General features: G+C 71.3%; 22 protein-coding genes, 5 tRNA genes and 1 pseudogene. 9 read left to right on the forward strand and 19 right to left on the reverse strand.

Annotated elements, in window-relative coordinates:
• Positions 1–12: 12 nt before the first annotated feature.
• The gene (locus ACF059_RS00640; protein WP_392049676.1) at positions 13–1,710 is read right to left on the reverse strand and encodes a DAK2 domain-containing protein; all 1,698 of its coding nucleotides are present in this window, start codon (positions 1,708–1,710) and stop codon (positions 13–15) included.
• 240 nt (positions 1,711–1,950) lie between these two features.
• Here ACF059_RS00640 and rpmB point away from each other — a divergent pair, with 240 nt between their 5' ends.
• Positions 1,951–2,136 carry a 50S ribosomal protein L28 gene (rpmB, locus tag ACF059_RS00645; RefSeq protein ID WP_007266795.1) on the forward strand — a complete coding sequence of 62 codons (186 nt, stop codon included), beginning with the start codon at positions 1,951–1,953 and terminating at the stop codon, positions 2,134–2,136.
• Positions 2,137–2,224: 88 nt separating this feature from the next.
• Here the strand turns inward: rpmB and thiD are convergent, their stop codons facing one another.
• Both thiD and ACF059_RS00655 read right to left on the reverse strand, forming a co-directional pair.
• Positions 2,225–3,046: a bifunctional hydroxymethylpyrimidine kinase/phosphomethylpyrimidine kinase gene (thiD, locus tag ACF059_RS00650; protein ID WP_392049678.1), complete on the reverse strand. Its 822-nt coding sequence runs from the start codon at positions 3,044–3,046 to the stop codon at positions 2,225–2,227.
• Positions 3,043–4,026 (reverse strand): thiamine-phosphate kinase, encoded by a 984-nt coding sequence (locus ACF059_RS00655; RefSeq protein WP_360894593.1) that lies wholly within the window; start codon positions 4,024–4,026, stop codon positions 3,043–3,045. The genes thiD and ACF059_RS00655 overlap by 4 nt, the downstream gene beginning before the upstream one ends.
• Before the next feature lie 245 nt (positions 4,027–4,271).
• On the opposite strand from ACF059_RS00655, the gene ACF059_RS00660 reads away from it, so the two are divergent.
• Entirely contained in the window at positions 4,272–4,505 is a 234-nt protein-coding gene (locus tag ACF059_RS00660) for an Lrp/AsnC family transcriptional regulator (protein ID WP_030028650.1), read from the forward strand.
• Positions 4,506–4,528: 23 nt separating this feature from the next.
• Complete coding sequence (locus ACF059_RS00665) at positions 4,529–5,020, forward strand: DUF3515 domain-containing protein (RefSeq protein WP_366864907.1); 492 nt, start codon at positions 4,529–4,531, stop codon at positions 5,018–5,020.
• A 100-nt stretch (positions 5,021–5,120) separates the two neighbouring features.
• On the opposite strand, the gene ACF059_RS00670 is transcribed toward ACF059_RS00665, so the two are convergent.
• From ACF059_RS00670 to ACF059_RS00680, 3 genes are read right to left on the reverse strand one after another with little or no spacing between them, the layout of a single operon-like run.
• Positions 5,121–6,278, reverse strand: coding sequence for a D-alanine--D-alanine ligase family protein (locus tag ACF059_RS00670; RefSeq protein ID WP_392049681.1), 1,158 nt, complete (start codon positions 6,276–6,278; stop codon positions 5,121–5,123).
• A gap of 39 nt (positions 6,279–6,317) precedes the next feature.
• Complete coding sequence (locus ACF059_RS00675; RefSeq protein WP_392049684.1) at positions 6,318–7,328, reverse strand: NAD(P)H-dependent glycerol-3-phosphate dehydrogenase; 1,011 nt, start codon at positions 7,326–7,328, stop codon at positions 6,318–6,320.
• On the reverse strand, positions 7,325–8,077 hold the full coding sequence (locus tag ACF059_RS00680) for a lysophospholipid acyltransferase family protein (protein ID WP_392049687.1): 753 nt from the start codon (positions 8,075–8,077) through the stop codon (positions 7,325–7,327). Before ACF059_RS00680 ends, ACF059_RS00675 begins: the two co-directional genes overlap by 4 nt.
• A gap of 234 nt (positions 8,078–8,311) precedes the next feature.
• On the opposite strand from ACF059_RS00680, the pseudogene cofC reads away from it, so the two are divergent.
• Positions 8,312–8,935: pseudogene (gene cofC, locus ACF059_RS00685) on the forward strand (2-phospho-L-lactate guanylyltransferase); the annotation flags it as partial.
• A gap of 267 nt (positions 8,936–9,202) precedes the next feature.
• Here the strand turns inward: cofC and ACF059_RS00690 are convergent.
• The 4 genes from ACF059_RS00690 to leuC form a co-directional block, all read right to left on the reverse strand.
• Positions 9,203–9,880, reverse strand: a complete 678-nt coding sequence (locus ACF059_RS00690) for an HU family DNA-binding protein (RefSeq protein ID WP_361951410.1) — start codon at positions 9,878–9,880, stop codon at positions 9,203–9,205.
• Positions 9,881–10,024: 144 nt separating this feature from the next.
• On the reverse strand, positions 10,025–10,252 hold the full coding sequence (locus tag ACF059_RS00695; protein WP_360894610.1) for a hypothetical protein: 228 nt from the start codon (positions 10,250–10,252) through the stop codon (positions 10,025–10,027).
• Between the two features lie 137 nt (positions 10,253–10,389).
• Positions 10,390–10,983: a 3-isopropylmalate dehydratase small subunit gene (gene leuD, locus ACF059_RS00700; protein ID WP_366864912.1), complete on the reverse strand. Its 594-nt coding sequence runs from the start codon at positions 10,981–10,983 to the stop codon at positions 10,390–10,392.
• A 3-nt stretch (positions 10,984–10,986) separates the two neighbouring features.
• Positions 10,987–12,411 carry a 3-isopropylmalate dehydratase large subunit gene (gene leuC / locus ACF059_RS00705; protein WP_392049690.1) on the reverse strand — a complete coding sequence of 475 codons (1,425 nt, stop codon included), beginning with the start codon at positions 12,409–12,411 and terminating at the stop codon, positions 10,987–10,989.
• A 184-nt stretch (positions 12,412–12,595) separates the two neighbouring features.
• On the opposite strand from leuC, the gene ndgR reads away from it, so the two are divergent.
• On the forward strand, positions 12,596–13,312 hold the full coding sequence (gene ndgR / locus ACF059_RS00710; RefSeq protein WP_150517662.1) for an IclR family transcriptional regulator NdgR: 717 nt from the start codon (positions 12,596–12,598) through the stop codon (positions 13,310–13,312).
• A gap of 182 nt (positions 13,313–13,494) precedes the next feature.
• On the opposite strand, the gene ACF059_RS00715 is transcribed toward ndgR, so the two are convergent.
• The 9 genes from ACF059_RS00715 to ACF059_RS00755 form a co-directional block, all read right to left on the reverse strand.
• Positions 13,495–13,567 (reverse strand) — tRNA-Glu (locus tag ACF059_RS00715).
• Positions 13,568–13,590: 23 nt separating this feature from the next.
• Positions 13,591–13,662 (reverse strand) — tRNA-Gln (locus tag ACF059_RS00720).
• Between the two features lie 21 nt (positions 13,663–13,683).
• Positions 13,684–13,756 (reverse strand) — tRNA-Glu (locus tag ACF059_RS00725).
• 61 nt (positions 13,757–13,817) lie between these two features.
• Positions 13,818–13,890 (reverse strand) — tRNA-Glu (locus tag ACF059_RS00730).
• Positions 13,891–13,917: 27 nt separating this feature from the next.
• Positions 13,918–13,989: transfer RNA gene (locus ACF059_RS00735), tRNA-Gln, on the reverse strand.
• An 86-nt stretch (positions 13,990–14,075) separates the two neighbouring features.
• Entirely contained in the window at positions 14,076–14,804 is a 729-nt protein-coding gene (locus ACF059_RS00740) for an HAD family hydrolase (RefSeq protein ID WP_392049693.1), read from the reverse strand.
• Positions 14,805–14,939: 135 nt separating this feature from the next.
• Positions 14,940–16,454, reverse strand: coding sequence for a glutamate--tRNA ligase (gene gltX, locus ACF059_RS00745; protein WP_392049696.1), 1,515 nt, complete (start codon positions 16,452–16,454; stop codon positions 14,940–14,942).
• Positions 16,447–17,235, reverse strand: a complete 789-nt coding sequence (locus ACF059_RS00750) for a fumarylacetoacetate hydrolase family protein (RefSeq protein ID WP_366864915.1) — start codon at positions 17,233–17,235, stop codon at positions 16,447–16,449. Before ACF059_RS00750 ends, gltX begins: the two co-directional genes overlap by 8 nt.
• 98 nt (positions 17,236–17,333) lie before the next feature.
• Positions 17,334–17,522, reverse strand: a complete 189-nt coding sequence (locus tag ACF059_RS00755) for a hypothetical protein (protein WP_392049699.1) — start codon at positions 17,520–17,522, stop codon at positions 17,334–17,336.
• A 578-nt stretch (positions 17,523–18,100) separates the two neighbouring features.
• On the opposite strand from ACF059_RS00755, the gene ACF059_RS00760 reads away from it, so the two are divergent.
• The 4 genes from ACF059_RS00760 to ACF059_RS00775 all read left to right on the forward strand — a co-directional run bounded on the left by ACF059_RS00760 (position 18,101) and on the right by ACF059_RS00775 (position 23,302).
• Positions 18,101–21,769 carry a nitrate- and nitrite sensing domain-containing protein gene (locus tag ACF059_RS00760; protein ID WP_392049702.1) on the forward strand — a complete coding sequence of 1,223 codons (3,669 nt, stop codon included), beginning with the start codon at positions 18,101–18,103 and terminating at the stop codon, positions 21,767–21,769.
• A gap of 9 nt (positions 21,770–21,778) precedes the next feature.
• On the forward strand, positions 21,779–22,192 hold the full coding sequence (locus ACF059_RS00765) for a roadblock/LC7 domain-containing protein (RefSeq protein ID WP_030708442.1): 414 nt from the start codon (positions 21,779–21,781) through the stop codon (positions 22,190–22,192).
• 152 nt (positions 22,193–22,344) lie between these two features.
• Positions 22,345–22,737, forward strand: a complete 393-nt coding sequence (locus ACF059_RS00770; RefSeq protein ID WP_360894633.1) for a DUF742 domain-containing protein — start codon at positions 22,345–22,347, stop codon at positions 22,735–22,737.
• Complete coding sequence (locus tag ACF059_RS00775) at positions 22,718–23,302, forward strand: ATP/GTP-binding protein (protein ID WP_266605322.1); 585 nt, start codon at positions 22,718–22,720, stop codon at positions 23,300–23,302. The genes ACF059_RS00770 and ACF059_RS00775 overlap by 20 nt, the downstream gene beginning before the upstream one ends.
• The last annotated feature ends 290 nt before the right edge of the window (positions 23,303–23,592 follow it).

The following is a 23,592-nucleotide window of genomic DNA, read 5'->3' on the forward strand; positions in this document are numbered from 1 at the left end:
CTGACAAGCCCGCTATTCCACCCCGATGAGGAGCGGCGCCGAGTACCGGCCGCCCCGGTAGGTGACGGTGTCCACGGCCAGGTGGCCGTGGAGCACGTACGCCTCCAGGCGCTCGGCGACGGCGTCCGGCACCTCGGGCCCCAGGACCAGGGTGACGAGTTCGCCGCCGGAGCCGAGCATCCGCTCCAGGACCGCCTCGGCGGTCTCGGTGAGGTCCGAGCCGATCACGGCGACGTCGCCGTCGATGAGACCGAGCACGTCACCGGCCTGGCAGATGCCGGCCGAGGTGAAGGACTGCCGTTCGGCGACGGCGAGTTCCCCGTACCGGGTGGCGCCGGCCGCCGCCGTCATGGCGACCACGTCCTCGTCGAAGGTGCCGTCCGGGTCGTGCACGGCGAGGGCGGCCAGGCCCTGGACCGCGGAGCGGGTGGGGATCACGGCGACCCGTACGCCGTCGACGCGGGCCTGTTCGGCCGCCGCGGCCGCGGCGGGCCGCAGCTCGGCGCCGCCCGGCAGGAGCACGACCTCGCGGGCGTGCGCCCGGCGGATGGCGTCGGCCAGTTCGGCGACGGCCAGGGGTTCCCCGGGGCGCACGAGCACGGTGGTGGCGCCCGCCTCCCCGCACAGGGCGGCCAGGCCCTCGCCGGGGACCACGGCGACCACGGCCCGCTGGGCGCGGGCTCCGCGGGCCCGGCGCCGTTCGTCCCCGAAGTGCGTGATCCGTATCCGGTACGGCCGTCCGGCGACGACCCCGGCCTCCACGGCCGCCCCGGGGTCGTCGACGTGGACGTGGACGTTCCACAGCCCGTCGCCGCCGACCACGACCAGGCTGTTGCCCAGCCCGTCGAGGCGTTCGCGGAGGTGGCCGACCGCCTCCTCGGAGGCCTCCAGCAGGTAGACCACCTCGTACGCGGGCCCGTCCGCCTCCTGCTCGCAGGGGTCCGGCGGCTGCGGTACGGGCACGGCCCGCCCGGGCACCGGCTCGACGGCCGGCGCCTGGCCGGACAGGGCCTGCCACAGGGCCCCGAGTACGGCGACCAGTCCGCAGCCCCCGGCGTCGACCACCCCGGCCCGTCCCAGCGCGGCCAGCTGCCCGGGGGTTTCGGCCAGGGCGGCGCGGGCCGCGTCGTAGGCGGCCCGGGCCACGGCGGCCGGGCTCCCGGCGGCGGCCGCGGCCGCTTCGCCGGCCCGCGCGGCGGCGCCGGCGACGGTGAGCATGGTCCCCTCGACGGGGTGCGCGACGGCCGCGTAGGCCTCCTGCGCGGCCCGGGTCAGCGCCCGGGCGAGCAGCCGGCCGGGCACCGGCTCCCCGGGCTGCCCGTGCTCATCGGACCGCTGGGGCTGCCGGGGCTCCTCGGGCTGCTCGCCGAGCACCTCGGCCACCCCGCGCAGCAGCTGCGCCAGGATCGTCCCCGAGTTCCCGCGGGCGCCGAGGAGCGCTCCGTGCGCCCAGGCCCGTACGGCCTGGTCCAGGGAGGTCGGCGCTGTGCCCTCGGTCACCTTCGCGAAGGCCTCGGTGAGCGCGAGGTCGGCCGATTCGGCGGTGAGGTAGAGATTGGTCCCGGTGTCCGCGTCGGCGACCGGATAGACGTTGATCGCGTCGATGTCCTCGCGGGCCCGCCCCAGCGCGGCCAGGGCCAGCGAACTCCAGGTGCGCACCGCTTCGGCGTCGAGCTCGTCAGTGGCCTGCGGCTGCAGCTCGTGCGGCACTGGGCGTTCCTCCTCGTGCGGGCCGGGGTTCACCGCAGGGTAACCAAGGACCGCCCGCTCGTCCGGACCACGGGGCAGCACCTGCGGCGGCCGTGGTAGTTTTCTTGGACGGACGCAGTCGTTGTATGCTGCTCCGGTTGCCCGGCGAGAGTCGGGCCATTCCCCGGCAAACCACTTCAGACCTCTGAATCCGGTGCGCCGGTTTCACTGTTAATTGCACCTGAAGTCTTGGAGTGACCTGTGGCTGCCAACTGCGACGTTTGCGCCAAGGGGCCGAGCTTCGGCAACAACATCTCCCACTCGCACCGCCGCACCTCGCGTCGCTGGAACCCGAACATCCAGCGCGTCCGTGCCGTGGTCAATGGGACGCCGAAGCGCCTCAACGCCTGCACCTCGTGCATCAAGGCCGGCAAGGTCTCGCGCTGACGCCTCCCGTCGTAGCGCAGCCCTTTCCGGTTGCCCTAAAGGCCGGTTCACCTCTGGTGAACCGGCCTTTTGCCTTGTCCGGCGGGGCTCAGCCCTGCTCCCGCGGTGCTCGGCGCCACTGCCAGGCGTGATCCACCGGGCCGATGCCCGCGCCGAGCGCGAAGCCGGCGGCGATGGCGCCCGTGACGTAGTCCTTGGCGGCCGTGACGGCCTGCGGGACGCTCAGGCCCTTGGCCAGCCCCGCCGCGATGGCGCTGGCCAGCGTGCAGCCGGTGCCGTGGGTGTGCCGGTTGTCGTGGCGGGGGGCGCGCAGCCACCGCTCCTCGGTCCCGTCGGTGAGCAGGTCCACGGCCTCGCCGCCGTGCGCCGCGAGGTGCCCGCCCTTGATCAGCGCCCAGCGCGGGCCGTGGCGAAGGATCGCGTCGGCGGCCCGCCGCATGCCGTCCTCGTCCTCCACCAGCACGCCGGTGAGCTGCGCCACCTCGTCCAGGTTGGGCGTGGCCACGGTGGCCCGGGGCAGCAGTTCCCGGCGTACGGCGTCCAGGGCCGACGCGGCGAGCAGCGCGTCCCCGTGCTTGGAGACCCCGACGGGGTCCACGACGGCCGGGGCCGAGGTGGTGGCGAGCAGCTCGGCCACCGTCTCCACCAGGGTGGCCGAGGAGAGCATCCCGGTCTTCACGGCCTGGACCCCGATGTCGTCCACGACGGCCCGGTACTGGGCCGTGACGGCCTCGGCGGGCAGCTCCCACACTCCGCGTACCCCGAGCGAGTTCTGCGCGGTCACGGCGGTCACCACGCTCATGCCGTGCACGCCGAGGGCGAGCATGGTCTTGAGGTCGGCCTGGACGCCCGCGCCGCCGCCGGAGTCGGATCCGGCGACGGTCAGGCACAGCGGCGGCGCAGGGCTCACGCCGGACCGTCCTGGGCGGCCGGGTCGGCCCCGAAGTGGTCCCAGCCGCCGGTGCTGGTCCAGGGCGCGCCGTCCACGGTCACCTGGGGCAGCGCGGAGCGGTTCAGCACCTCGCCGATGACCTTCCAGCGGGCGGGGAGCTTCACGTCCGGCGGGAAGGTGGCCACGATCGCGTGGTCCTCTCCCCCGGTGAGCACCCACTGCAGCGGGTCAACGCCGACGGCCTGCCCGATGTCGTGCATCTGCGTGGGGATGTCGACGGCCGCCGAGCGCAGGTCGATCCGTACCTTGCTGGCCTCGGCGATGTGCCCGAGGTCGGCGATCAGGCCGTCGCTGACGTCGGTCATGGCGGTGGCGCCGAGCCCGGCGGCCGCGGGGCCCGCGTGGTACGGCGGCTCGGGCCGCCGGTGCGCCTCCACGAACGCCCGCGGGGAGCGGAAGCCGCGCGAGAGCACGGCGAAGCCGGCCGCGGACCAGCCCAGCCAGCCGGTCACGGCGACGACGTCGCCGGGCTGGGCGCCGGAGCGCAGGACCGGCTCGTGGTTGCGCAGGTCGCCGAGCGCGGTGATGGCGACGGTGATGACGTCCCCGCGGACGACGTCCCCGCCGACCACGGCCGCGCCGGCGACCTGGCACTCGTCGCGGATGCCGTCCATCAGCTCGGTGGGCCAGGTGACCGGCAGTTCGGCCGGGACGACGAGGCCGAGGAGCAGCGCGGTCGGCACCGCGCCCATGGCGGCGATGTCGGCGAGGTTCTGCGCGGCGGCCTTGCGGCCGACGTCGTAGGCCGTGGACCAGTCGCGGCGGAAGTGCCGGCCCTCCAGCAGGATGTCGGTGCTCGCCACGACCCGCCGGTCGGGGGCCGACACGACCGCGGCGTCGTCGCCCGGTCCGAGCCGGACCGCCGGGGTGGTGGTGAGCCGTGAGGTGAGCTCCCTGATCAGCCCGAACTCCCCCAGCTCGCCCACAGTGCCCTTCATCGCTGTGCCCCTTCTTGCCCAGTCCGCTTGCGGTCGCGAGCCGTCACAGCTCTGGGTACCGTCAACAGATACGTCAACTTCTGCTCTCCGTACGCCCCGCTGTGCGTGGCGCCGGGCCCGCAGGTCTCCCCGCGGCGCACGGCGACGCGGTACCGTGGCGTCCCTTCTTCCCCCGGCCCCTCGCATCGTGTGGGGCCCACCCGAAGGTTAGGGGAAATGATCCTCGTGGCCGCCCTGGAGGTTCCGTGGTACAGGCGTACATCCTTATCCAGACCGAGGTGGGCAAGGCGTCTTTCGTCGCCGAGTCCATCGGCCAGATCCCGGGGGTGATCCAGGCCGAGGACGTGACCGGCCCGTACGACGTGATCGTGCGCGCCCAGGCCGACACCGTGGACGAGCTCGGCCGCATGGTCGTGGCCAAGGTCCAGCAGGTGGAGGGGATCACCCGCACCTTGACCTGCCCGGTGGTCCATCTGTAGCCCCCGTCTACTCTTGGCCGGTGATGTCCCTCCACCGCCGGCCCCTCCGTGTCCTGGCCGTGCCGGCCGTACTGGCCCTCGCGGCGTGCTCCCCGGGTGGTTCCCAGGCCCGGGTCGGCCCTCCGCCCATGCCGCCCGCCGACATCGCGGGGCTCTGTGCAGCGCTGCACGAGAAGCTCCCGGAGACGGTGGCCGGCCTGGCGCGGACCCCGACCGAACCGGAGTCCGACCTGACCGCCGCGTGGGGCGGCTCGGCGATCGTACTGCGGTGCGGTATCCCCAAGCCCCCCAAGATGGCCGATCCGGAGCAGGACGGGGTCGAGGTGAACGGGGTGTCCTGGCTGCTGGAGAAGCTCGACGCCGGTGCGGGCGGCGGTTTCCGGTTCACCACCGGTCTGCGGCTGGCGTACACGGAGGTCCGGGTCGACCAGGAGCATGCCACGGATGCGGGGATGCTGGTCGGTCTGTCCGCGGCGATCGCCGCGACCGTTCCCGAGGGCATCTCCTCCTACTGAGACCTACCGCACCGGACCACCGGACGCACCGCCGCCCGCCGGCCATGCCTTTCAGGGCGGGCCGGCGGGCGGTCGGCTGTACGGGTGCGCGGCGCCGGGCTCAGCGCAGGCCGGTGGAGCGGCGCAGGGCGGCCTGGATCAGGCAGTCCACCAGCTCCGGGTACTCCACGCCCGTCTTCTGCCACATCAGCGGGTACATGGAGATGGGGGTGAAGCCGGGCATCGTGTTGATCTCGTTGATGACGAACTCGCCGTCCTCGGTGAGGAAGAAGTCGGCGCGCACCAGGCCCTCGCAGGACGCGGCGTCGAAGGCCTCGACCGCGAGCCTCCGCACCTCCTCGGTCTGCTCCGGGGTGAGCGGTGCGGGCACGATCCCGGACGCCGAGTCGATGTACTTCGCCTCGAAGTCGTAGAAGTCGTGGCTGGAGACCGGCGGGATCTCGGCGGGCACGCTGGCGCGCGGCCCGTCCTCGAACTCCAGGACACCGCACTCGATCTCGCGGCCGCGCAGCAGCGCCTCCACGATGAACTTGGGGTCGTGGCGCCGGGCCTCGCGGATCGCCGCCTCCAGGCCGGAGACGTCGTCGACCTTGGTGATGCCGATGGAGGAGCCGGCCCGGGCGGGCTTGACGAACAGCGGCCAGCCGTTTTCGGCGGCGAAGTCCAGGATCCTGTTCTTGGCGGCGTCCGGGTCGTTGTCCCACTCGCGGGCGCGGATGGTCACGTACGGGCCGACGCGCAGCCCGAAGGACGTGAACACCCGCTTCATGTAGTCCTTGTCCTGGCCGACGGCCGAGGCGAGGACGCCGGAGCCGACGTACGGGATCCCGGAGAGCTCCAGGAGCCCCTGCAGGGTGCCGTCCTCGCCGTAGGGGCCGTGCAGCACGGGGAAGACGACGTCGACCTCGCCCAGCGCCTTGGGAACGGCGCCCGGCTCGGTGTAGACGACCTGGCGGTTGGCGGGGTCGACCGAGAGCACGACGGAGCCGTCCTCGCCGTCGGCGAGCTCCTCGACGCTCGGGAGCCGCCGGTCGGCGATGGCCATCCGGTCGGGCTCGTCGGCGGTCAGCGCCCACCGGCCGTCCGTGGTGATGCCGATGGGCAGCACCTCGTACTTGGAGCGGTCGATGGCGCGCAGCACGGCGCCCGCCGTGACGACCGAGATGGCGTGTTCCGAGCTGCGGCCGCCGAACACGACGGCCACGCGGGGCTTGCGGCCCTGCTGCTCAGGGGTCTGGGGGAGGTTCTCGCTGCTCATATCGCCACGAGAGTACCCGCTCAGACGTGCGGAATGGAGTCAGCGACGTTCCGGTTTGGCGCTGCGTCCCATCAGTTCCTTGAGCGCGACCAGGGTGGGCTTGCCGTGGTGGACGATGTCGACGACCGTGTCGGTGATCGGCATGTCCACCCCGTGGCGGCGGGCCAGATCGGCCACCGACTGGCAGGACTTGACTCCCTCGGCGGTCTGCTTGGTGACCGCGATGGTCTCCTCCAGGGTCATCCCGCGGCCGAGGTTGGTGCCGAAGGTGTGGTTCCGGGAGAGCGGCGAGGAGCAGGTGGCGACCAGGTCGCCGAGGCCCGCGAGGCCGGAGAAGGTGAGCGGGTCGGCGCCCATCGCCACGCCCAGGCGGGTCGCTTCGGCCAGTCCGCGGGTGATGAGCGAGCCCTTGGTGTTGTCGCCCAGGCCCATGCCGTCCGCGATGCCGACGGCGAGGCCGATGACGTTCTTGACCGCGCCGCCGAGCTCGCAGCCGATGACGTCGGTGCTGGTGTACGGGCGGAAGTACGGGGTGTGACAGGCGGCCTGGAGGCGCTGCGCCACGGCCTCGTCCACGCAGGCGACGACGGAGGCGGCGGGCTGCCGGGCGGCGATCTCGCGGGCCAGGTTGGGGCCGGTGACCACGGCGATGCGCTCGGCAGGGACCTTGGCGACCTCCTCGATCACCTCGCTCATCCGCTTGGCGGTGCCGAGTTCGATGCCCTTCATGAGGGAGACGAGCACGGTGTCGGGGGCCAGCAGGGGCGCCCAGGCGGCGAGGTTGCCGCGCAGGGTCTGGGAGGGGACGGCGAGGACGGTGAAGTCGGCGCCCGCCGCGGCCTCGGCGGGGTCGGTGGTGGCCCGGATGCCCTCGGGGAGTTCGACGTCGGGGAAGTAGTCCGGGTTGGTCCGGCCGGTGTTGATGGCGTCGACCAGCTCCTGGCGGCGCCCCCACAGGGTCACCTCGCAGCCGGCGTCGGCCAGCACGATGGCGAAGGCCGTGCCCCAGGAGCCCGTTCCGAATACGGCTGCCTTCATGGGACGTGTCACTTGTCGCCCTCCCCCGCGGCCTTGCGCCGCTGTTGCGCCCTGGCGTCTTGATGGTTGTACGGCTGGTCGGGCGCGGTCTGTCCGCGCAGCTCCTCCAGCAGCTTGGTGATGGCCCCCATGATCACCTCGGTGGCCTCCTTGAGGACCTCCGGGGTGGGCTCCAGGTCGTAGAAGGCGGACAGGTCCACCGGCGGCCCCGCGAGGACCTGGAGGGTCTTGCGCGGGAAGAGCCGCACCCTGTTCTTCTTCGCGTAGGGCGGCATCGCGAGGTTCGCACCCCACTGGGCCACCGGGATGACGGGCGCCCTGGTGATCAGCGCGACCCGGGCGGCGCCGGTCTTGCCGGCCATCGGCCACATGTCGGGGTCGCGGGTGAGCGTGCCCTCCGGGTAAAAGGCCACGCATTCCCCGCGCTCGATCGCCTCCACCGCGGCCCGGAATGCGACCAGGGCGTTGGTGCTCTCCCGGTAGACGGGGATCTGCCCGCTGCCGCGGAGGATCGACCCGACAATAGGGACCTTGAAGAGGGCGGCCTTCGCGAGCAAACGGGGCACGCGGCCGGTGTTGTACTGGAAGTGCGCGTACGAGAGCGGGTCCAGATACGAGTTGTGATTGATGGCGGTGATAAATCCGCCCTCGGCCGGAATGTGCTCCATTCCCCGCCAGTCCCGCTTGAAGAGCACTACCAGCGGCGGTTTTGCGATGACCGCCGCCAGGCGGTACCAGAAGCCGAATCTGCGGCGGGACACTCGAACACCTTTCCTCTAGGACCGGTGCGCGGCTGGTGCCACCTCGTCGGCCGGACAAGTGTGGTCCCGGGCCCGGTCTCTGTCGAGTCTCTGTCGGGAACACCGTACGCCCCGCCCGCACCACCGGAGTCCCGGGTTCAGGGGGCGAGGGCGACAATGGACCGGCACATGACCAGGCCATGACCCGACCATGGTCTGCGGGGGTGCGGCAGCGCACGGGAGGGAGGGGGGTCGGTGACGAACGCCGTCTGGAGTCTGGTGGTCCCGCTCAAGCCCCTGGCGGTGGCCAAGAGCCGTCTCGCGGCGGCCGTGGGCGCCTCCCGGCCGGGGCTCGCCCTGGCCTTCGCGCAGGACACCGTGGCCGGGGCGCTGGCCTGCGCGGCCGTCGCGGATGTGGTGGTCGTCACGGACGACGCGGCGGCGGGGGCGGAACTGGCCCGGCTCGGCGCGCGGATCGTCCCGGACGCCCCGGCGGCCGGGCTCAACGCGGCGCTGGCCCACGGGGCGCGGGCGGTGCGGTCGGGGCGGCCGGGCGCCGCGGTGGCCGCGATGAACGCCGATCTGCCGGCGCTGCGGGCCCCCGAATTGCTACGCGTGCTCGAAAACGCCTCGGTATTTCCCCGGGCATTTCTGGCGGACGCGGCAGGAATCGGGACGACCCTGCTTTCCGCCGCTCCGGGCGTGGAATTGGCCCCCTCCTTCGGCGGCCCGTCGCGGGCCAGGCATTCGGCCTCGGGGGCGGTGGAAATCGGCCTGGCGGGCGTCGACAGCGTGCGCCGGGACGTGGACACGGCGGCGGATCTGCGGACGGCCCTCGTCCTCGGCGTGGGGCCGCACACGGCCCGATACAGTGCGGGTATGCAGGCGACCGCGTACACGTACGACTCCCAGACCCGCAGCGGCAGTGTGCTGCTGGACGACGGCACCCCGGTGCCCTTCGAGGCCCCGGCCTTCGACGCGGGCGGCCTGCGGCTGCTGCGGCCCGGGCAGCGGGTGCGGATCGAGACGGACGGCGAGGGCGCGGGCCTGCGGATCACCCTGGTCACGCTGCAGACCTTCTGACGAACGCACCGCGGGCCGGCTTCCCCACAGGGGGAAGCCGGCCCGGCGTGTGTGACCGTGCCCTTACTTGGTGCGGGCGGTGGTCTTCTTCGCGGTGGCCTTGCGCGTCGCGGTCTTCTTCGCGGGCGCCTTCGTCGCCGCGGTCACCTTCTTGGCGGCCGGGGCGGTCTTCTTCGCGGTGGGGGTGGTCTTCTTCGCGGTGGCCGTGGCCTTCTTCGCGGTGCTGGCCTTCTTGGCCGTGGCCGTCGCCTTCTTGGCGGTGGGCGTGCTCTTCACCGCCGCCTTCTTGGCGGTCGCGGTGGTCTTCTTCGCCGTCGTCTTCTTCGCGGCCGTGGTCTTCGCCGCGGCCTTCTTGGCGGTGGTGGCCTTCTTCGCGGCGGCCTTCTTGACCGTCGCGGAGGCGCCACCGGTGAGGCTGCCCTTGGGCGCCTTCTTCACGGAGACCTCGCCGCCCTTGGGCAGCTTCTTGGTGCCGCTGACCAGGTCCTTGAAGCCCTGGCCCGCACGGAAACGGGGCACGGAGGTCTTCTTGACCCGGACGCGCTCTCCCGTCTGCGGGTTGCGCGCGTAGCGGGCCGGGCGGTCGACCTTCTCGAACGAGCCGAAGCCCGTGACCGAGACCCGGTCGCCCGCGACGGTAGCGCGGACGATCGCGTCCAGTACCGCGTCGACAGCATCCGCGGCCTGCTGGCGGCCGCCCAGCTTGTCGGCAATCGCTTCTACGAGCTGCGCCTTGTTCACGTCTTCCCCTTCGGAGACTTCGCCAGAACGAATGTGTTCAAGCTTATTTCGCACGTTAGGCGGATATATACCGCAAATCAAACACGAAACGGGCTAATCACCCTAGTGCCGCAACGCTGGAGACCGTTACGGAGTTCCTTCGCATCAGTCGCCTTCAGGGAATCGACCCTCGTCGAGGTCCTTCATCAACCTGTCCAGGCGCCTTGCCGCATCGGCGAGATCATGCTTCGCCGCGGCCGTGACGACCAACAGCTTCCGGGACAGCGCCATCCTTACGCCCTCCGGGACTTGCAGTGAGCGCACCCGTATGTGTGCTTCCTTCAGTCGGTCCGCGACCAGTTCGTAGAGCTCAAGTTGACTGTCGCGTTCCATGCACAGATTGTGCCATCTGGGGCGAGTTGTCGCCTCACGGGGCCTCAACACACAGCTGTGCCCCCCACCGTTCGGTGGAGGGCACAGTGTTGTCGATGTGATCGCCCGAAGGCGAATAAGCGCTGATCAGGCAGGAATCAGGCCTTAATCGTGCGCGGCTTGAAGGCCGGGCGGCTGCTTTCGTACGTGGCGATGTCCGCTTCGTTCTGAAGGGTGAGCGAGATGTCGTCCAGGCCTTCCAGCAGTCGCCAGCGGGCGTTGTCGTCGAGTTCGAACTCCGCGACGACGCCTTCGGCTCGCACCTGGCGGGCGACCAGGTCGACCGTGACCTCGGCGGTGGGGTCGGCCTCGGTCAGCTCCCACAGCCGGTCGACGGTCTCCTGCGGGAGCACGACGGTCAGCAGGCCGTTCTTCAGCGAGTTCCCGCGGAAGATGTCGGCGAAGCGGGAGGAGATGACGGTCTTGAAGCCGAAGTTCTGCAGGGCCCAGACGGCGTGCTCGCGCGAGGAGCCCGTACCGAAGTCGGGACCGGCGATCAGCACGGTGGCGCCGGCGCGCTCCGGACGGTTCGTGACGAACTGCGGGTCCTTGCGCCAGGCCTCGAAGAGCCCGTCCTCGAAGCCGTCGCGGGTGATCTTCTTCAGCCAGTGGGCGGGGATGATCTGGTCGGTGTCGACGTTGCTGCGGCGCAGCGGCACGGCCCGGCCGGTGTGGGTGGTGAAGGCTTCCATGGTTCAGACTCCGGCGGTCGCGGGGGCGTCGGACAGGTCGGCGGGCGAGGCCAGATGGCCCAGCACCGCGGTGGCGGCGGCCACCTGCGGGGAGACCAGGTGGGTGCGCCCGCCCTTGCCCTGCCGGCCCTCGAAGTTGCGGTTGGAGGTGGACGCGGAGCGCTCACCGGGCGCCAGTTGGTCGGGGTTCATGCCCAGACACATCGAGCAGCCCGCGTGCCGCCATTCGGCGCCGGCCTCCTTGAAGACCTTGTCCAGGCCCTCCTCCACGGCCTGCAGGGCGACCCGCACGGAGCCCGGGACGACCAGCATCCGCACGCCGTCGGCGACTTTGCGGCCCTCGATGATCCCGGCGACGGCGCGCAGGTCCTCGATGCGGCCATTGGTGCAGGAACCTACGAAGACGGTGTCGACCTTGATGTCGCGCAGCGGCTGCCCGGCGGTCAACCCCATGTACTCCAGGGCCTTTTCGGCGGCGTTGCGCTCCGAAGCGTCCTCGTACGAAGCCGGGTCGGGGACGTTGGCCGACAGCGGCGCGCCCTGGCCCGGGTTGGTGCCCCAGGTGACGAAGGGGGCCAGCGTCGTGCCGTCGATGACGACCTCGGCGTCGAAGACCGCGTCGTCGTCGGTGCGCAGCGTCTTCCAGTAGGCGACGGCCGCGTCCCACTCCTCGCCCTTCGGGGCGTGGTCGCGCCCCTGGAGGTAGTCGAAGGTGGTCTGGTCGGGGGCGATCATGCCGGCGCGGGCGCCCGCCTCGATCGACATGTTGCAGATGGTCATGCGGGCTTCCATCGAGAGCTGCTCGATGGCCTCGCCGCGGTACTCCAGGATGTAGCCCTGGCCGCCGCCGGTGCCGATCTTGGCGATGATCGCCAGGATCAGGTCCTTCGCGGTGACGCCCTCGGCCAGCGCGCCGGTGACGGTGATCGCCATCGTCTTCGGCCGGGCGAGCGGCAGCGTCTGGGTGGCCAGCACGTGCTCGACCTGGCTGGTGCCGATGCCGAAGGCCAGCGCGCCGAAGGCGCCGTGCGTGGAGGTGTGCGAGTCGCCGCAGACGACCGTGGTGCCGGGCTGGGTCAGGCCCAGCTGCGGTCCCACGACGTGGACGACGCCCTGCTCGACGTCGCCCAGCGAGTGCAGGCGCACGCCGAACTCGGCGCAGTTCTTGCGCAGCGTCTCCAGCTGAGCCCGGGAGACCGGGTCGGCGATCGGCTTGTCGATGTCGAGGGTGGGGGTGTTGTGGTCCTCGGTCGCGATGGTGAGGTCGAGGCGTCGGACCTTGCGGCCGGCCTGGCGCAGACCCTCGAAGGCCTGCGGGCTGGTCACCTCGTGCAGCAGGTGCAGATCGATGAAGAGGAGGTCGGGCTCGCCTTCGGCGCGCCGGACGACATGGTCGTCCCAGACCTTCTCCGCGAGTGTCCTACCCATCGCTTTCCCTCCGGCCGGCCGGTTGTGCCGGCGCTTCATAGAGATCTCGTGCGCCTGATCGCCCGTACCCCACGTCCCGGACGACGGCTCGGACCCAGTGGTTCGTGGACCCGCACATACAGACTCGCTGGTTCTTGGAAAAATTGAACTTGCGTTTCACAGTGTGAGACGCGAATATCGTTTCATGGACAACTCTAGCGGCGTCGGCGTTCTCGACAAGGCAGCTCTGGTATTGAGCGCACTGGAGTCCGGTCCGGCCACCCTCGCCGGGCTGGTCGCGGCGACAGGGCTCGCACGACCCACGGCACATCGCCTGGCCGTGGCACTGGAACACCACCGGATGGTGGCGAGGGACATGCAGGGCCGGTTCATCCTCGGTCCGCGGCTGGCGGAGCTCGCCGCCGCGGCCGGCGAGGACCGTCTGCTGGCTACGGCGGGACCGGTACTCACCCACCTGCGCGACGTGACGGGCGAGAGCGCGCAGCTCTACCGCCGTCAGGGAGACATGCGCATCTGCGTGGCGGCCGCCGAGCGGCTGTCGGGTCTGCGGGACACCGTCCCGGTGGGCTCCACGCTCCCCATGAAGGCCGGCTCGGCCGCGCAGATCCTGATGGCGTGGGAGGAGCCCGAGCGGCTCCACCGCGGCCTTCAGGGCGCGCGCTTCACGGCGACGGCGCTCTCGGGCGTGCGGCGTCGCGGCTGGGCGCAGTCGATCGGCGAGCGGGAGCCCGGCGTGGCCTCCGTCTCGGCGCCGGTGCGCGGTCCGTCGAACCGCGTGGTGGCCTCCGTGTCGGTCTCCGGACCGATCGAGCGCCTGACCCGCCACCCGGGCCGGATGCACGCCCAGGCCGTCATCGACGCGGCCGCACGCCTCACGGAGGCGCTGCGCCGCACCGGCTGACCCGCCCCTCCCGCCCTGACGGGCACTCCCCCACCCATCTCCGGGCCCGGGGGCGCGTACGACGCCGCACACGTCCGAACACGCGCCGCCGGGCCCTTCCTTGCGCAGGTGCGTCGGCGCATCGGTACACGGGCATAGCGAAGAGGCCCTCCGCGATGAACGCGGAGGGCCTCTTCGATGCGTACCCCCGACCGGATTCGAACCGGCGCTACCGCCTTGAGAGGGCGGCGTGCTAGGCCGCTACACAACGGGGGCTAGCTGGTGCTGCTGTTACTGCGCTGGGCTACCAGGACTCGAACCTAGAATAAGGGAACCAGAAACCCTCGTGTTGCCAATTACACTATAGCCCAAAGTGGTCTAGACCAGACCAGTACCCCCGACCGGATTCGAACCGGCGCTACCGCCTTGAGAGGGCGGCGTGCTAGGCCGCTACACAACGGGGGCCCTAGCGATCCTGCATCAAAATGTCCGGGTGCGACCCTGGAGATCTCGCGGGAAGGATCTGTACCCCCGACCGGATTCGAACCGGCGCTACCGCCTTGAGAGGGCGGCGTGCTAGGCCGCTACACAACGGGGGCAAAGCACTGCGTTACTGCTGCACTGCGCTGGGGTACCAGGACTCGAACCTAGAATAAGGGAACCAGAAACCCTCGTGTTGCCAATTACACTATACCCCACCAAAAGTCAACCCCTTGCGGGGCTTTTTCTTTGGGTGGCGCCTCCGTCCGGCCTTTCGGCCCGCTCCGGCGGCGCAGAAAGAACATTACCGGATGCCTGTCCGTGCTCCAAAACGGGTATCGCGTGCCAGCAGCTCCGGGAGCCGGGCGAGGTCCTCGATGCGGTGCGCGCCGTCCGGCCCGGGCCCGCGGCCGCCGTCGCGGTCCAGCCAGATCGCCAGCAGCCCGGCGTCGCGCGCCCCGCGCGCGTCGATCTCCGGCTGGTCCCCCACGTACGCCACCTCGCCCGGCGGCAGCCCGAGCGCCTCGCAGGCGGCCAGGAAGGCCGCAGCCTCCGGCTTGCTGACCCCGAGTTCGACGGCGCAGACCAGCACCTCGAAGCGGTCGCGCAGCCCGAGGTCGCGCAGCTTGGGGTCCTGGTTGGCCGTGGAGGAGTTGGAGAGCACCCCGTGCCGGTAGTCCACGGCCAGTGCGTCCAGCGCGGGCAGCACGTCGGGGAAGACCGTCCAGGCGGTCTTGTAGTGCGCGACGTACTGGTCGAACCAGGTGTCCGCCTCGTCGTCGGTCATGGCGGGGCGCTCCAGGAACTCGCGCACCCGGTCGCGCCGCTGCCCCTGGAAGGTGCCCTCGCCCGCGGCGAAGCGCGCCCAGTGCCGGTCGGTGATCTCCCGCCACAGCGCGAGCGCCTGCGCGGGGGTCCCGTAGCGGTCGGCGAGCCGCTCGGCGTCCAGTTGCCGCGCGAGGCCGGCGGCGTCGGCCCCCGTGTAGTCGAAGAGCGTGTCGTCGATGTCCCACAGCACGGCGCGGATCGGCATGGGGCCGAGCCTACGCCGGGCCCCGGCCCCCCGTGGGGGATGTGAAAGAAAGATCGCCCCGCGACCGCCCCGAACGCCGCAGGGGGCGGCGGCCGGGTGTCCGGCCACCGCCCCCTGCGGGACGTACGGGTGGGGCTACGCGGCCAGCTTGGCCAGGGCCGCGTCGATGCGGGCCAGCGAGCGCTCCTTGCCCAGGATCTCCAGGGACTCGAAGAGCGGCAGGCCGACCGTGCGGCCGGTGACCGCCACGCGGACCGGGGCCTGGGCCTTGCCGAGCTTGAGGCCGTGGGCCTCGCCGGCGGTCAGGACGGCCTGCTTGAGGGACTCCGGGTCCGACCAGTCGGCGGTGGCGAGGTTCTCGCGCGCCGTGGTCAGCAGGGCCGCCGGCTCGCCCTTCATCGCCTTGTCCCAGGACGCCTGGTCCTCGACCGGCTCCTTGCGGAACAGGAAGTCGACGTTGGCGGTGATGTCCGAGAGGACGGTCACACGGGTCTGGGCGTACGGCGCGATGCGCGCCCAGGCCTCGGCGTCGAAGTCCTCGGGCTCCCAGTTGGCGTGCGGGGCCTGCAGCCACGGGGCGCAGGCGTCCGCGAAGGCCTTCGGGTCGAGCATGCGGATGTGGTCGGCGTTGATCGCCTCGGCCTTCTTGAGGTCGAAGCGCGCCGGGTTGGCGTTGACGCCGTCGATGTCGAACTTCGACACCATCTCCTCGATCGAGAAGACGTCCTGGTCCTTGGAGAAGGACCAGCCGAGCAGCGACAGGTAGTTCAGCAGGCCCTCGGGGAGGAAGCCGCGCTCGCGGTACAGGTTGAGCGAGGACTCGGGGTCGCGCTTGGAGAGCTTCTTGTTGCCCTCGCCCATCACGTACGGCAGGTGGCCGAAGCGGGGGATGCCCGTGGCGACGCCGATCTCCATCAGCGCCTTGTACAGCGCGATCTGGCGGGGGGTGGAGGACAGCAGGTCCTCGCCGCGCAGCACGTGCGTGATCTGCATCAGCGCGTCGTCGACCGGGTTGACCAGCGTGTAGAGCGGCGCGCCGTTGGCCCGCAGGATGCCGAAGTCCGGCACGTTCTCCGGGGTGAAGGTCAGCTCGCCGCGGACCAGGTCGGTGAAGGTGATCGGCTCGTCGGGCATCCGGAAGCGCACGATCGAGGGGCGGTGCTCGCCCTGGAACGCCTCCAGCTGGACCTGGGTCAGCTCGCGGCAGTGGCCGTCGTAGCCGGAGGGCTTGCCGGCGGCGCGGGCGGCGGCGCGGCGCGCGTCCAGCTCCTCGGTCGAGCAGTAGCAGTCGTAGGCGTAGCCGCCGTCGCGCAGCCGCTGCGCCACGTCCGCGTAGATGTCCATGCGCTCGGACTGGCGGTACGGGGCGTGCGGGCCGCCGACCTCGGGGCCCTCGTCCCAGGTGAAGCCGAGCCAGCGCAGCGAGTCGAGCAGCTGCTCGTAGGACTCCTCGGAGTCACGGGCCGCGTCGGTGTCCTCGATGCGGAAGACGAACGTACCGCCGTGGTGGCGGGCGAACGCCCAGTTGAAGAGCGCGGTGCGGACCAGGCCCACGTGGGGGTTGCCGGTCGGGGAGGGACAGAACCGTACGCGCGGGGGTACCCCCTGGTCGAGCGAAGTCGAGTGCTTGGGGGAGTTCGCGTTAGCCACGCTTGATCACCTTGTTGGTGAGAGTGCCGATGCCTTCGATGGTGACGGCGACCTCGTCGCCGACGTTGAGGGGGCCGACTCCGGCCGGGGTCCCCGTGAGGATGACGTCGCCCGGGAGCAGGGTCATGGCCTCGGTGATGTGGACGATCAGGTCCTCGATGGAGCGGACCATGTCACTGGTGCGGCCGAGCTGGCGCTGTTCGCCGTTGACCGTGCACTGGATGGTCAGGTCGCTCGGGTCCAGATCGGTCTCGATCCAGGGGCCGAGGGGGCAGGAGCTGTCGAAGCCCTTGGCCCGGGCCCACTGCTTCTCGCGTTGCTGGACGTCGCGCGCGGTGACGTCGTTGGCGCAGGTGTAGCCGAGGATCACGTCCTTGACGCGCTCCTTGGGGACCTCGCGGCACATGCGGCCGATGACCACGGCGAGCTCCGCCTCGTGGTGGAGGTCCTGGGAGAAGGAGGGGTACGCGATCGGGTCGCCCGGGCCGACCACCGAGGTGGAGGGCTTGAAGAAGGTGATGGGGGCGTCCGGGACCTCGTGGCCGAGCTCCGCCGCGTGCTCCGCGTAGTTGCGGCCGATGGCCACGACCTTGTTCGGGAGCACGGGCGGCAGCAGCCGGACCTTGCTCAGCGGGACCTTCGTGCCCGAGAGCTCGAAGTCCGCGAACGGGATGCCCTTGATGATGTCGAGCACGAGCGTCGATTCGCCGCCGGGGGCGGCGTCGCCCTCGACCGCGCCGAACGCGACGTTGCCGTCGATCGAGAACCTGGCGATGCGCACGTGTTGCGTCTGCCCCTCTGTCCGTATCCGCTGGCTGGAGTCTGCGTTCCCAGGCTAACGCGGCGGACGGGGAGGCTTCGCGACGTGTGGCGCCGCGGCTACTGCGCGGCGGCGGCGACCGGCGCGTCCATCAGGACGGTGCGGCGCGGGTTGGCGGTCTGCGCGGGCAGCTCGACGGAGTGTTCCGGGGTGGCCGGGGCCGCCTGCAGCTCGTCGGCGTCCTTGAGGTGCGCCAGGGTGGTGCGGCGGGGGTTGGCTATGTTGCGGAACATCATCGTCGTCTTCATCGGAGTTCGGGGTCCTCGGTTCGGTCTGTGAGTGTCGGCTGTCGCATGCACCAGCCCTGGCGCCAACCCTTTAAGAGGCAAGGCTAAACATCTGAATCCCCCGTCGAACCAGGAAGTAATGGCCACGGCTATGTGAGTTTGCTCACCCGTGACCAGGCATTTCTGACATAACGGACAGTCAACTGAGGTGACCGAAACGGACATTGCGCCACTGAATGCGCCATTCCGCTCCTGATCATCTCGACTGGGACACCTTGACAGGCATGCGGTTTGGATGGCGTAAGTCCGGTTTCGACCGAATGCGGTCACACGTCGCGTAGCCCCGCCGTCACGAGCGGTCACCGACTCTCCGGGCCGACACGCGCACCTTGTTGGAGATCCTCCACTGTGCTGGAATTCGCGGGACCGCCGCGGGAACAGCCGGCGCGCAGGTGGCGCGACAAAGCGCCGAGCGCGGCGGCACAGAGAGGGAGACGCGCCGGTCACCGACGACCACCATGGGGCCGCACGTGCCCCACGACTCGACACCGTCCCACCGGTCGCCCGGAGGGACGCCTGGTCCAGAGGTTGCGACGCTAGTGCAGGGACGATTCAAGAGGGATGGCAAGGGGTCTCCCCAGGCCCGCCAGGGCCGTGGGGAAGCCGCGGCGGAGCAGGACCCGCGCGGCGGGACCGACCGAGGCTCCTCGCCCCAGCACGCCCAGAACCGCGGGCCGGCTGTCGAAGGCGCGGGCCACGGCGCCGGTGCCCCGGTGAAGGCGAAGGGCCGCGGGAAGTCCGCCAAGGCCGGGCCGGCCGAGCAGGACGCGGCGATACCGAAGGCCCCCAGTGGGCCCGGGTCCCGCTTCGCCATGCAGAACTGGCGCATCAGCACGCGACTGGTGTCGCTGCTGACCCTTCCGGTCGTCGCCGCCACCACGCTCGGTGGTTTCCGCATCAACGACTCGCTCAACGACATCGCGCAGCTGGAGCACATGCAGCTGCTGACGACCATGACCCGGCAGGCCACCAACCTGGCCGCCATGCTCCAGGAGGAGCGGGACATGTCGGCGGGTCCGCTCTCGCTCTCCAAGGGCAAGAGCACCAGCAGCGTCGACGGCATCCGCCAGCAGACCGACACCGCGGCCAAGGCCTTCGCCGCCGCGACCGACAAGGTCGACAGCACCGGCGACAAGGACGACACCCTCAAGTCGATCCGCAACAACGTCCTGCAGATCGGCCGCCAGCTCACCAACATCGAGACGATCCGCAGCAAGGCGTACGCCAACGGCGCCCAGCAGACCGTCAGTGAGTACAACTCGCTGATCGTCTCGCTGCTCTCGCTCTCCCAGGACATGGCGCAGGCCACCTCCAACCCGGAGATGATCAAGCGTACGCGTGCCCTGGCCGCGTTCTCCGCCGCCAAGGAGTACGCCTCCATCCAGCGCGCGATCATCGCCGCCTCGCTCCCCGACACCTCGGAGCGCCAGGGCGAGCTGAAGGAGAACGACCGCCTCTACGCCCTCTCCGCGCAGAAGGGCGAGCAGCAGGCGAAGACGACCTTCGAGCTCGTCTACCAGGGCCGCACCGAGGAGCTCCTCGCGGGTCTGGGTGACAGCAACTCCGAGATCTCCAGCGCCGACCACTACGCCCGCCGCGTCCTGGCCAGCCCGGACGCCTTCCTCCGCGAGAAGAACCGGTCCTGGCTGGACTGGTACGACGCGGACGGCACCAAGCTCCAGGCGATGAAGGTCATCGAGCTGACCCTGCTGGAGGAGATGGAGCAGAAGGCCCGCGAGCTCAAGAACGAGGCCCAGCAGGACGCCATCATCAACGGTGCCCTGATCCTCCTCGTCCTCGGTGTCTCCCTCGTCGGCGCCTTCGTCATGGCGCGCTCGATGATCCGCTCGCTGCGCCGCCTGCAGGACACCGCGACGCGGGTGGCCCAGGACCGTCTGCCCGAGCTCGTCAAGCAGCTCTCCGAGTCCGACCCGCAGGACGTGGACACGTCCGTGGAGTCGGTCGGCGTGCACACCCGCGACGAGATCGGCCAGGTGGCCGCGGCCTTCGACGACGTGCACCGCGAGGCCGTCCGCCTCGCCGCCGAGCAGGCCCTCCTGCGAGGCAACGTCAACGCGATGTTCACCAACCTCTCGCGCCGTTCGCAGGGCCTCATCCAGCGTCAGCTCTCGCTCATCTCCGAGCTGGAGTCGCGCGAGGCCGACCCGGACCAGCTGTCCTCGCTCTTCAAGCTCGACCACCTCGCGACCCGCATGCGCCGTAACGGCGAGAACCTCCTCGTCCTCGCGGGCGAGGAGCCGGGCCGCCGGTGGACCCGCCCCGTCCCGCTCGTCGACGTGCTCCGCGCCGCCGCCTCCGAGGTGGAGCAGTACGAGCGCGTCGAGCTGGCCTCGGTGCCCGGCACCGACGTCGCCGGCCGCGTCGTCAACGACCTCGTGCACGTCCTCGCCGAGCTGCTGGAGAACGCCACCTCGTTCTCCTCCCCGCAGACCAAGGTCAAGGTCACCGGTCACGCGCTGCCCGACGGCCGCGTGCTCGTCGAGATCCACGACACCGGTATCGGCCTCTCCCCCGAGGACCTCGCCGCGATCAACGAGCGGCTCGCGTCGCCGCCGACCGTGGACGTCTCCGTCTCCCGCCGCATGGGCCTGTTCGTGGTCGGCCGCCTGTCCCTGCGACACGGCATCCGCATCCAGCTGCGCCCCTCCGACTCGGGCGGTACGACGGCCCTCGTCATGCTTCCGGTGGACGTCGCCCAGGGCGGCAAGAAGCCGGGCCCGATGCCGGGTCAGGGTGGCCAGGGCGGCCCCGGCGGCCCCGGCGCCCAGGGCTCCGCACCCGGTGCGGGCGCGCGTCCCACCGTGGGCGCGGCCCCGCAGCGCGGTCAGGTCCCGGCAGGCGGCCAGCGCGCCGCGCTTCCGGGCCGCGACGGCGGCGCCCCGCAGCGCCCGCAGGGCGGCCCCGGCGCTCCCGGCGGGCGCCCGCAGCAGGGTCAGACCACCGCGGGACAGGGCCAGGGTGCCTTCGGCGGCGGTGCGCCGCTGCCGGCCCGCGGTCCGGTCGCCGGTGGTCCGGTCGCCGGTGGTGCGTTCGGCGGGGGCGGACTCGGCGGTGGGCCGCAGGCCCGTCCCGCGGCGGCTCCCCCGGCCGGCCCGGCCGGTTACCCGCAGGGCAACGGATTCGAGCGGCCTCAGCCGCAGCAGCCGCAGCAGCAGCCCGTTCAGCAGCAGTCGGCCGCTCCCGGCGCTCCGGCCGCGGCTCCGGCTCCGGGCGGCGCCCGGCCGCAGCTGCCGCCGCGCGGCGGCGCCCCGCGTGCCGAGCTCCCCGGCCCGCAGGCCACCAGCTGGGGTGCGGACCAGGCCCGCGGCCACGACGAGCTGTCGGGCCCCGGCTCGACGGCCGAGTTCGCCCGCCCGGACTTCAACGCCCCCATGCCCCAGGGCGACGGCGGCGCGAGCACGACCGGACAGTTCGAGCGTCCCGACGTACGCGGCGCCGTGAACCCGTCCGCCACCGGCCAGTTCGAGCGCCCCGGCGGCTACCAGCCCACGGGTCAGCCCCAGCGCCCCGGCGGCCCCGGTGTCGGCGGTTTCGCCCGGCCCCAGCAGGCCCCGCAGCAGCCGCAGGCCCCGCAGCCCGGCGGCGAGTACGCACCCGTACCGCCTGCGCGCCCGGAGACCCCGCGCCTGCCGCAGGGCCACCGGCCGGAGGCGCTGCCCGCGGCGCAGAGCTCCGGCGACGGCCGCAGCCCGATCTTCGACACGCTGGAGTCGAACTGGTTCCGCGAGGAGGGGCAGCAGCCCCCCGCGCAGGGACCGGCGGTGCCCCAGCAGCCGCAGCAGTCCGCGGGCCTCGCGCCGCAGCAGCACCAGTCGCTGCCGCAGCGCGGCCAGGGGCCCGCGGCCGAACCCGCCGCGGCGGCGACCGGCACCACGCCGACCGTCAGCTGGCGTTCCTCGCCGAACGACGAGCTGATGCGGCAGGCCGAGCGCGTTCGCCAGCCCGCCGCCGGCGGCATCACGACCTCGGGGCTGCCCCGCCGGGTCCCGCGGGCGAACCTCGTGGCCGGCACCGCGCAGCAGCAGGCCGAGGCGCAGGCGGGTCCGCAGGTCTCGCGGGCGCCGGACGACGTCCGCGGCCGTCTGACCAACCTCCGACGCGGTATCCAGCAGGGCCGTCAGGCCGGCAACAACGGTCCGGCGACCGGCAGTTACCACATCGACCCCACTTACCAGCAGGAGCGATAGTTGAGTTCGATGAGCCAGGCGGCACAGAACCTGAACTGGTTGATCACCAACTTCGTGGACAACACCCCAGGGGTGTCCCACACGGTGGTGGTCTCCGCCGACGGACTCCTTCTGGCCATGTCCGAAGGTTTCCCCCGCGACCGGGCCGATCAGCTGGCGGCCGTCGCCTCCGGGCTGACCTCGCTGACCGCCGGCGCCTCCCGCATCTTCGAGGGCGGCGCCGTCAACCAGACGGTCGTCGAGATGGACCGGGGATTCCTCTTCCTCATGTCCGTCTCGGACGGCTCCTCGCTGGCCGTACTGGCGCACCCCGAGTGCGACATCGGCCTCGTGGGCTACGAGATGGCTCTTCTGGTGGATCGCGCGGGCAGTGTCCTCACCCCGGACCTGCGCGCCGAACTGCAGGGCAGCCTGCTCGGCTGACTTCCCCCCTCCCGGCCGGACGGTACTGCCGGCCGGGAGACCGGGGCCCCGCCCCCGGAATCCAGTACCCCCGCCAGGCCGTCATACAGTCCCCCCCACCGGCCGCCCCGTCAGACGGCACGCTGACCACTGCTGTCCAGCCCGGAGGATCAATGACCCCGCCCCCCGCCTATCCCGACTCGTACGGAGACTCGTACTCGGAAGGCGACCAGCCGCTGGTGCGTCCGTACGCGATGACCGGCGGCCGGACCCGGCCCCGCTACCAGCTCGCCATCGAGGCGCTGGTCAGCACCACCGCGGATCCGATGCACCTGTCCAACCTGCTCCCCGAGCACCAGCGCATCTGCACTCTGTGCCGCGAGGTCAAGTCGGTCGCCGAAGTCTCCGCACTGCTGTCGATGCCGCTCGGTGTCGCCCGGATCCTCGTCGCCGACCTGGCGGAGGCCGGAATGGTGGCCATCCACCAGCCGGGCAATGGAGAGGCCGGCGGCACGCCGGATGTAACGCTGCTCGAAAGGGTGCTCAGTGGCCTTCGGAACATCTAGCGGAGCGGCTCCCGCCCGCTCCACCACCTCCGCGAAGATCGTGGTGGCGGGCGGCTTCGGCGTGGGCAAGACCACGTTCGTCGGAGCCGTCTCGGAGATCAACCCGCTGCGCACCGAAGCCGTCATGACGTCCGCGAGCGCGGGCATCGACGACCTCACGCACACCGGTGACAAGACGACCACCACGGTCGCCATGGACTTCGGCCGCATCACCCTGGACCAGGACCTGATCCTGTACCTCTTCGGTACTCCGGGCCAGGACCGCTTCTGGTTCATGTGGGACGACCTGGTCCGCGGCGCGATCGGTGCGATCGTGCTCGTCGACACCCGCCGTCTCGCCGACTGCTTCCCCGCGGTCGACTACTTCGAGAACAGCGGGCTGCCGTTCGTCGTCGCCCTCAACGGCTTCGAGGGGCACCAGCCGTACACCCCCGAGGAAGTCCGCGAGGCCCTGCAGATCGGCCCCGGAGCTCCCATCATCACCACCGACGCCCGCCACCGCGCGGACGCCAAGAGCGCGCTCATCACGCTCGTCGAGCACGCCCTCATGGCGCGGCTCAAGTAACACGGTTTCAACTGCCGCGCGGGAGGGGCGGGCTGTGTCCTACGACACGGCCCGCCCCTGTCGTTCATAACGTTTCGACAGAGAATTGGCGCCACGTGGCAACGGGGCGCGTTCGGTTGGTACCGCTGCGCTCACAACTGCCCCCATTTTTGCCGTAGGACGCTCTTTATGTCCGAATTATGTGGGGCATAAGCATCTGCCGGTGGCCGATTTCAACTGTTTGGAACACGGCCGTTAACCGTGCTGGAATTCAACGAACTAGCTAGTAGCACCGCCGAGAGGTTGTTGGT

The organism is Streptomyces sp. NPDC016562 (assembly GCF_043076955.1).
Taxonomy (GTDB): Bacteria; Actinomycetota; Actinomycetes; order Streptomycetales; family Streptomycetaceae; genus Streptomyces.

Bases quoted from the DNA above. Each gene is read 5' to 3' on its own strand.
- ACF059_RS00655 (WP_360894593.1), bottom strand. From the start codon at position 4,026: ATGAAGGGCACTGTGGGCGAGCTGGGGGAGTTCGGGCTGATCAGGGAG.
- ACF059_RS00665 (WP_366864907.1), top strand. From the start codon at position 4,529: ATGTCCCTCCACCGCCGGCCCCTCCGTGTCCTGGCCGTGCCGGCCGTA.
- ACF059_RS00670 (WP_392049681.1), bottom strand. From the start codon at position 6,278: ATGAGCAGCGAGAACCTCCCCCAGACCCCTGAGCAGCAGGGCCGCAAG.
- ACF059_RS00695 (WP_360894610.1), bottom strand. From the start codon at position 10,252: ATGGAACGCGACAGTCAACTTGAGCTCTACGAACTGGTCGCGGACCGA.
- leuD (WP_366864912.1), bottom strand. From the start codon at position 10,983: ATGGAAGCCTTCACCACCCACACCGGCCGGGCCGTGCCGCTGCGCCGC.
- leuC (WP_392049690.1), bottom strand. From the start codon at position 12,411: ATGGGTAGGACACTCGCGGAGAAGGTCTGGGACGACCATGTCGTCCGG.
- ndgR (WP_150517662.1), top strand. From the start codon at position 12,596: ATGGACAACTCTAGCGGCGTCGGCGTTCTCGACAAGGCAGCTCTGGTA.
- ACF059_RS00740 (WP_392049693.1), bottom strand. From the start codon at position 14,804: ATGCCGATCCGCGCCGTGCTGTGGGACATCGACGACACGCTCTTCGAC.
- ACF059_RS00755 (WP_392049699.1), bottom strand. From the start codon at position 17,522: ATGAAGACGACGATGATGTTCCGCAACATAGCCAACCCCCGCCGCACC.
- ACF059_RS00765 (WP_030708442.1), top strand. From the start codon at position 21,779: ATGAGCCAGGCGGCACAGAACCTGAACTGGTTGATCACCAACTTCGTG.
- ACF059_RS00770 (WP_360894633.1), top strand. From the start codon at position 22,345: ATGACCCCGCCCCCCGCCTATCCCGACTCGTACGGAGACTCGTACTCG.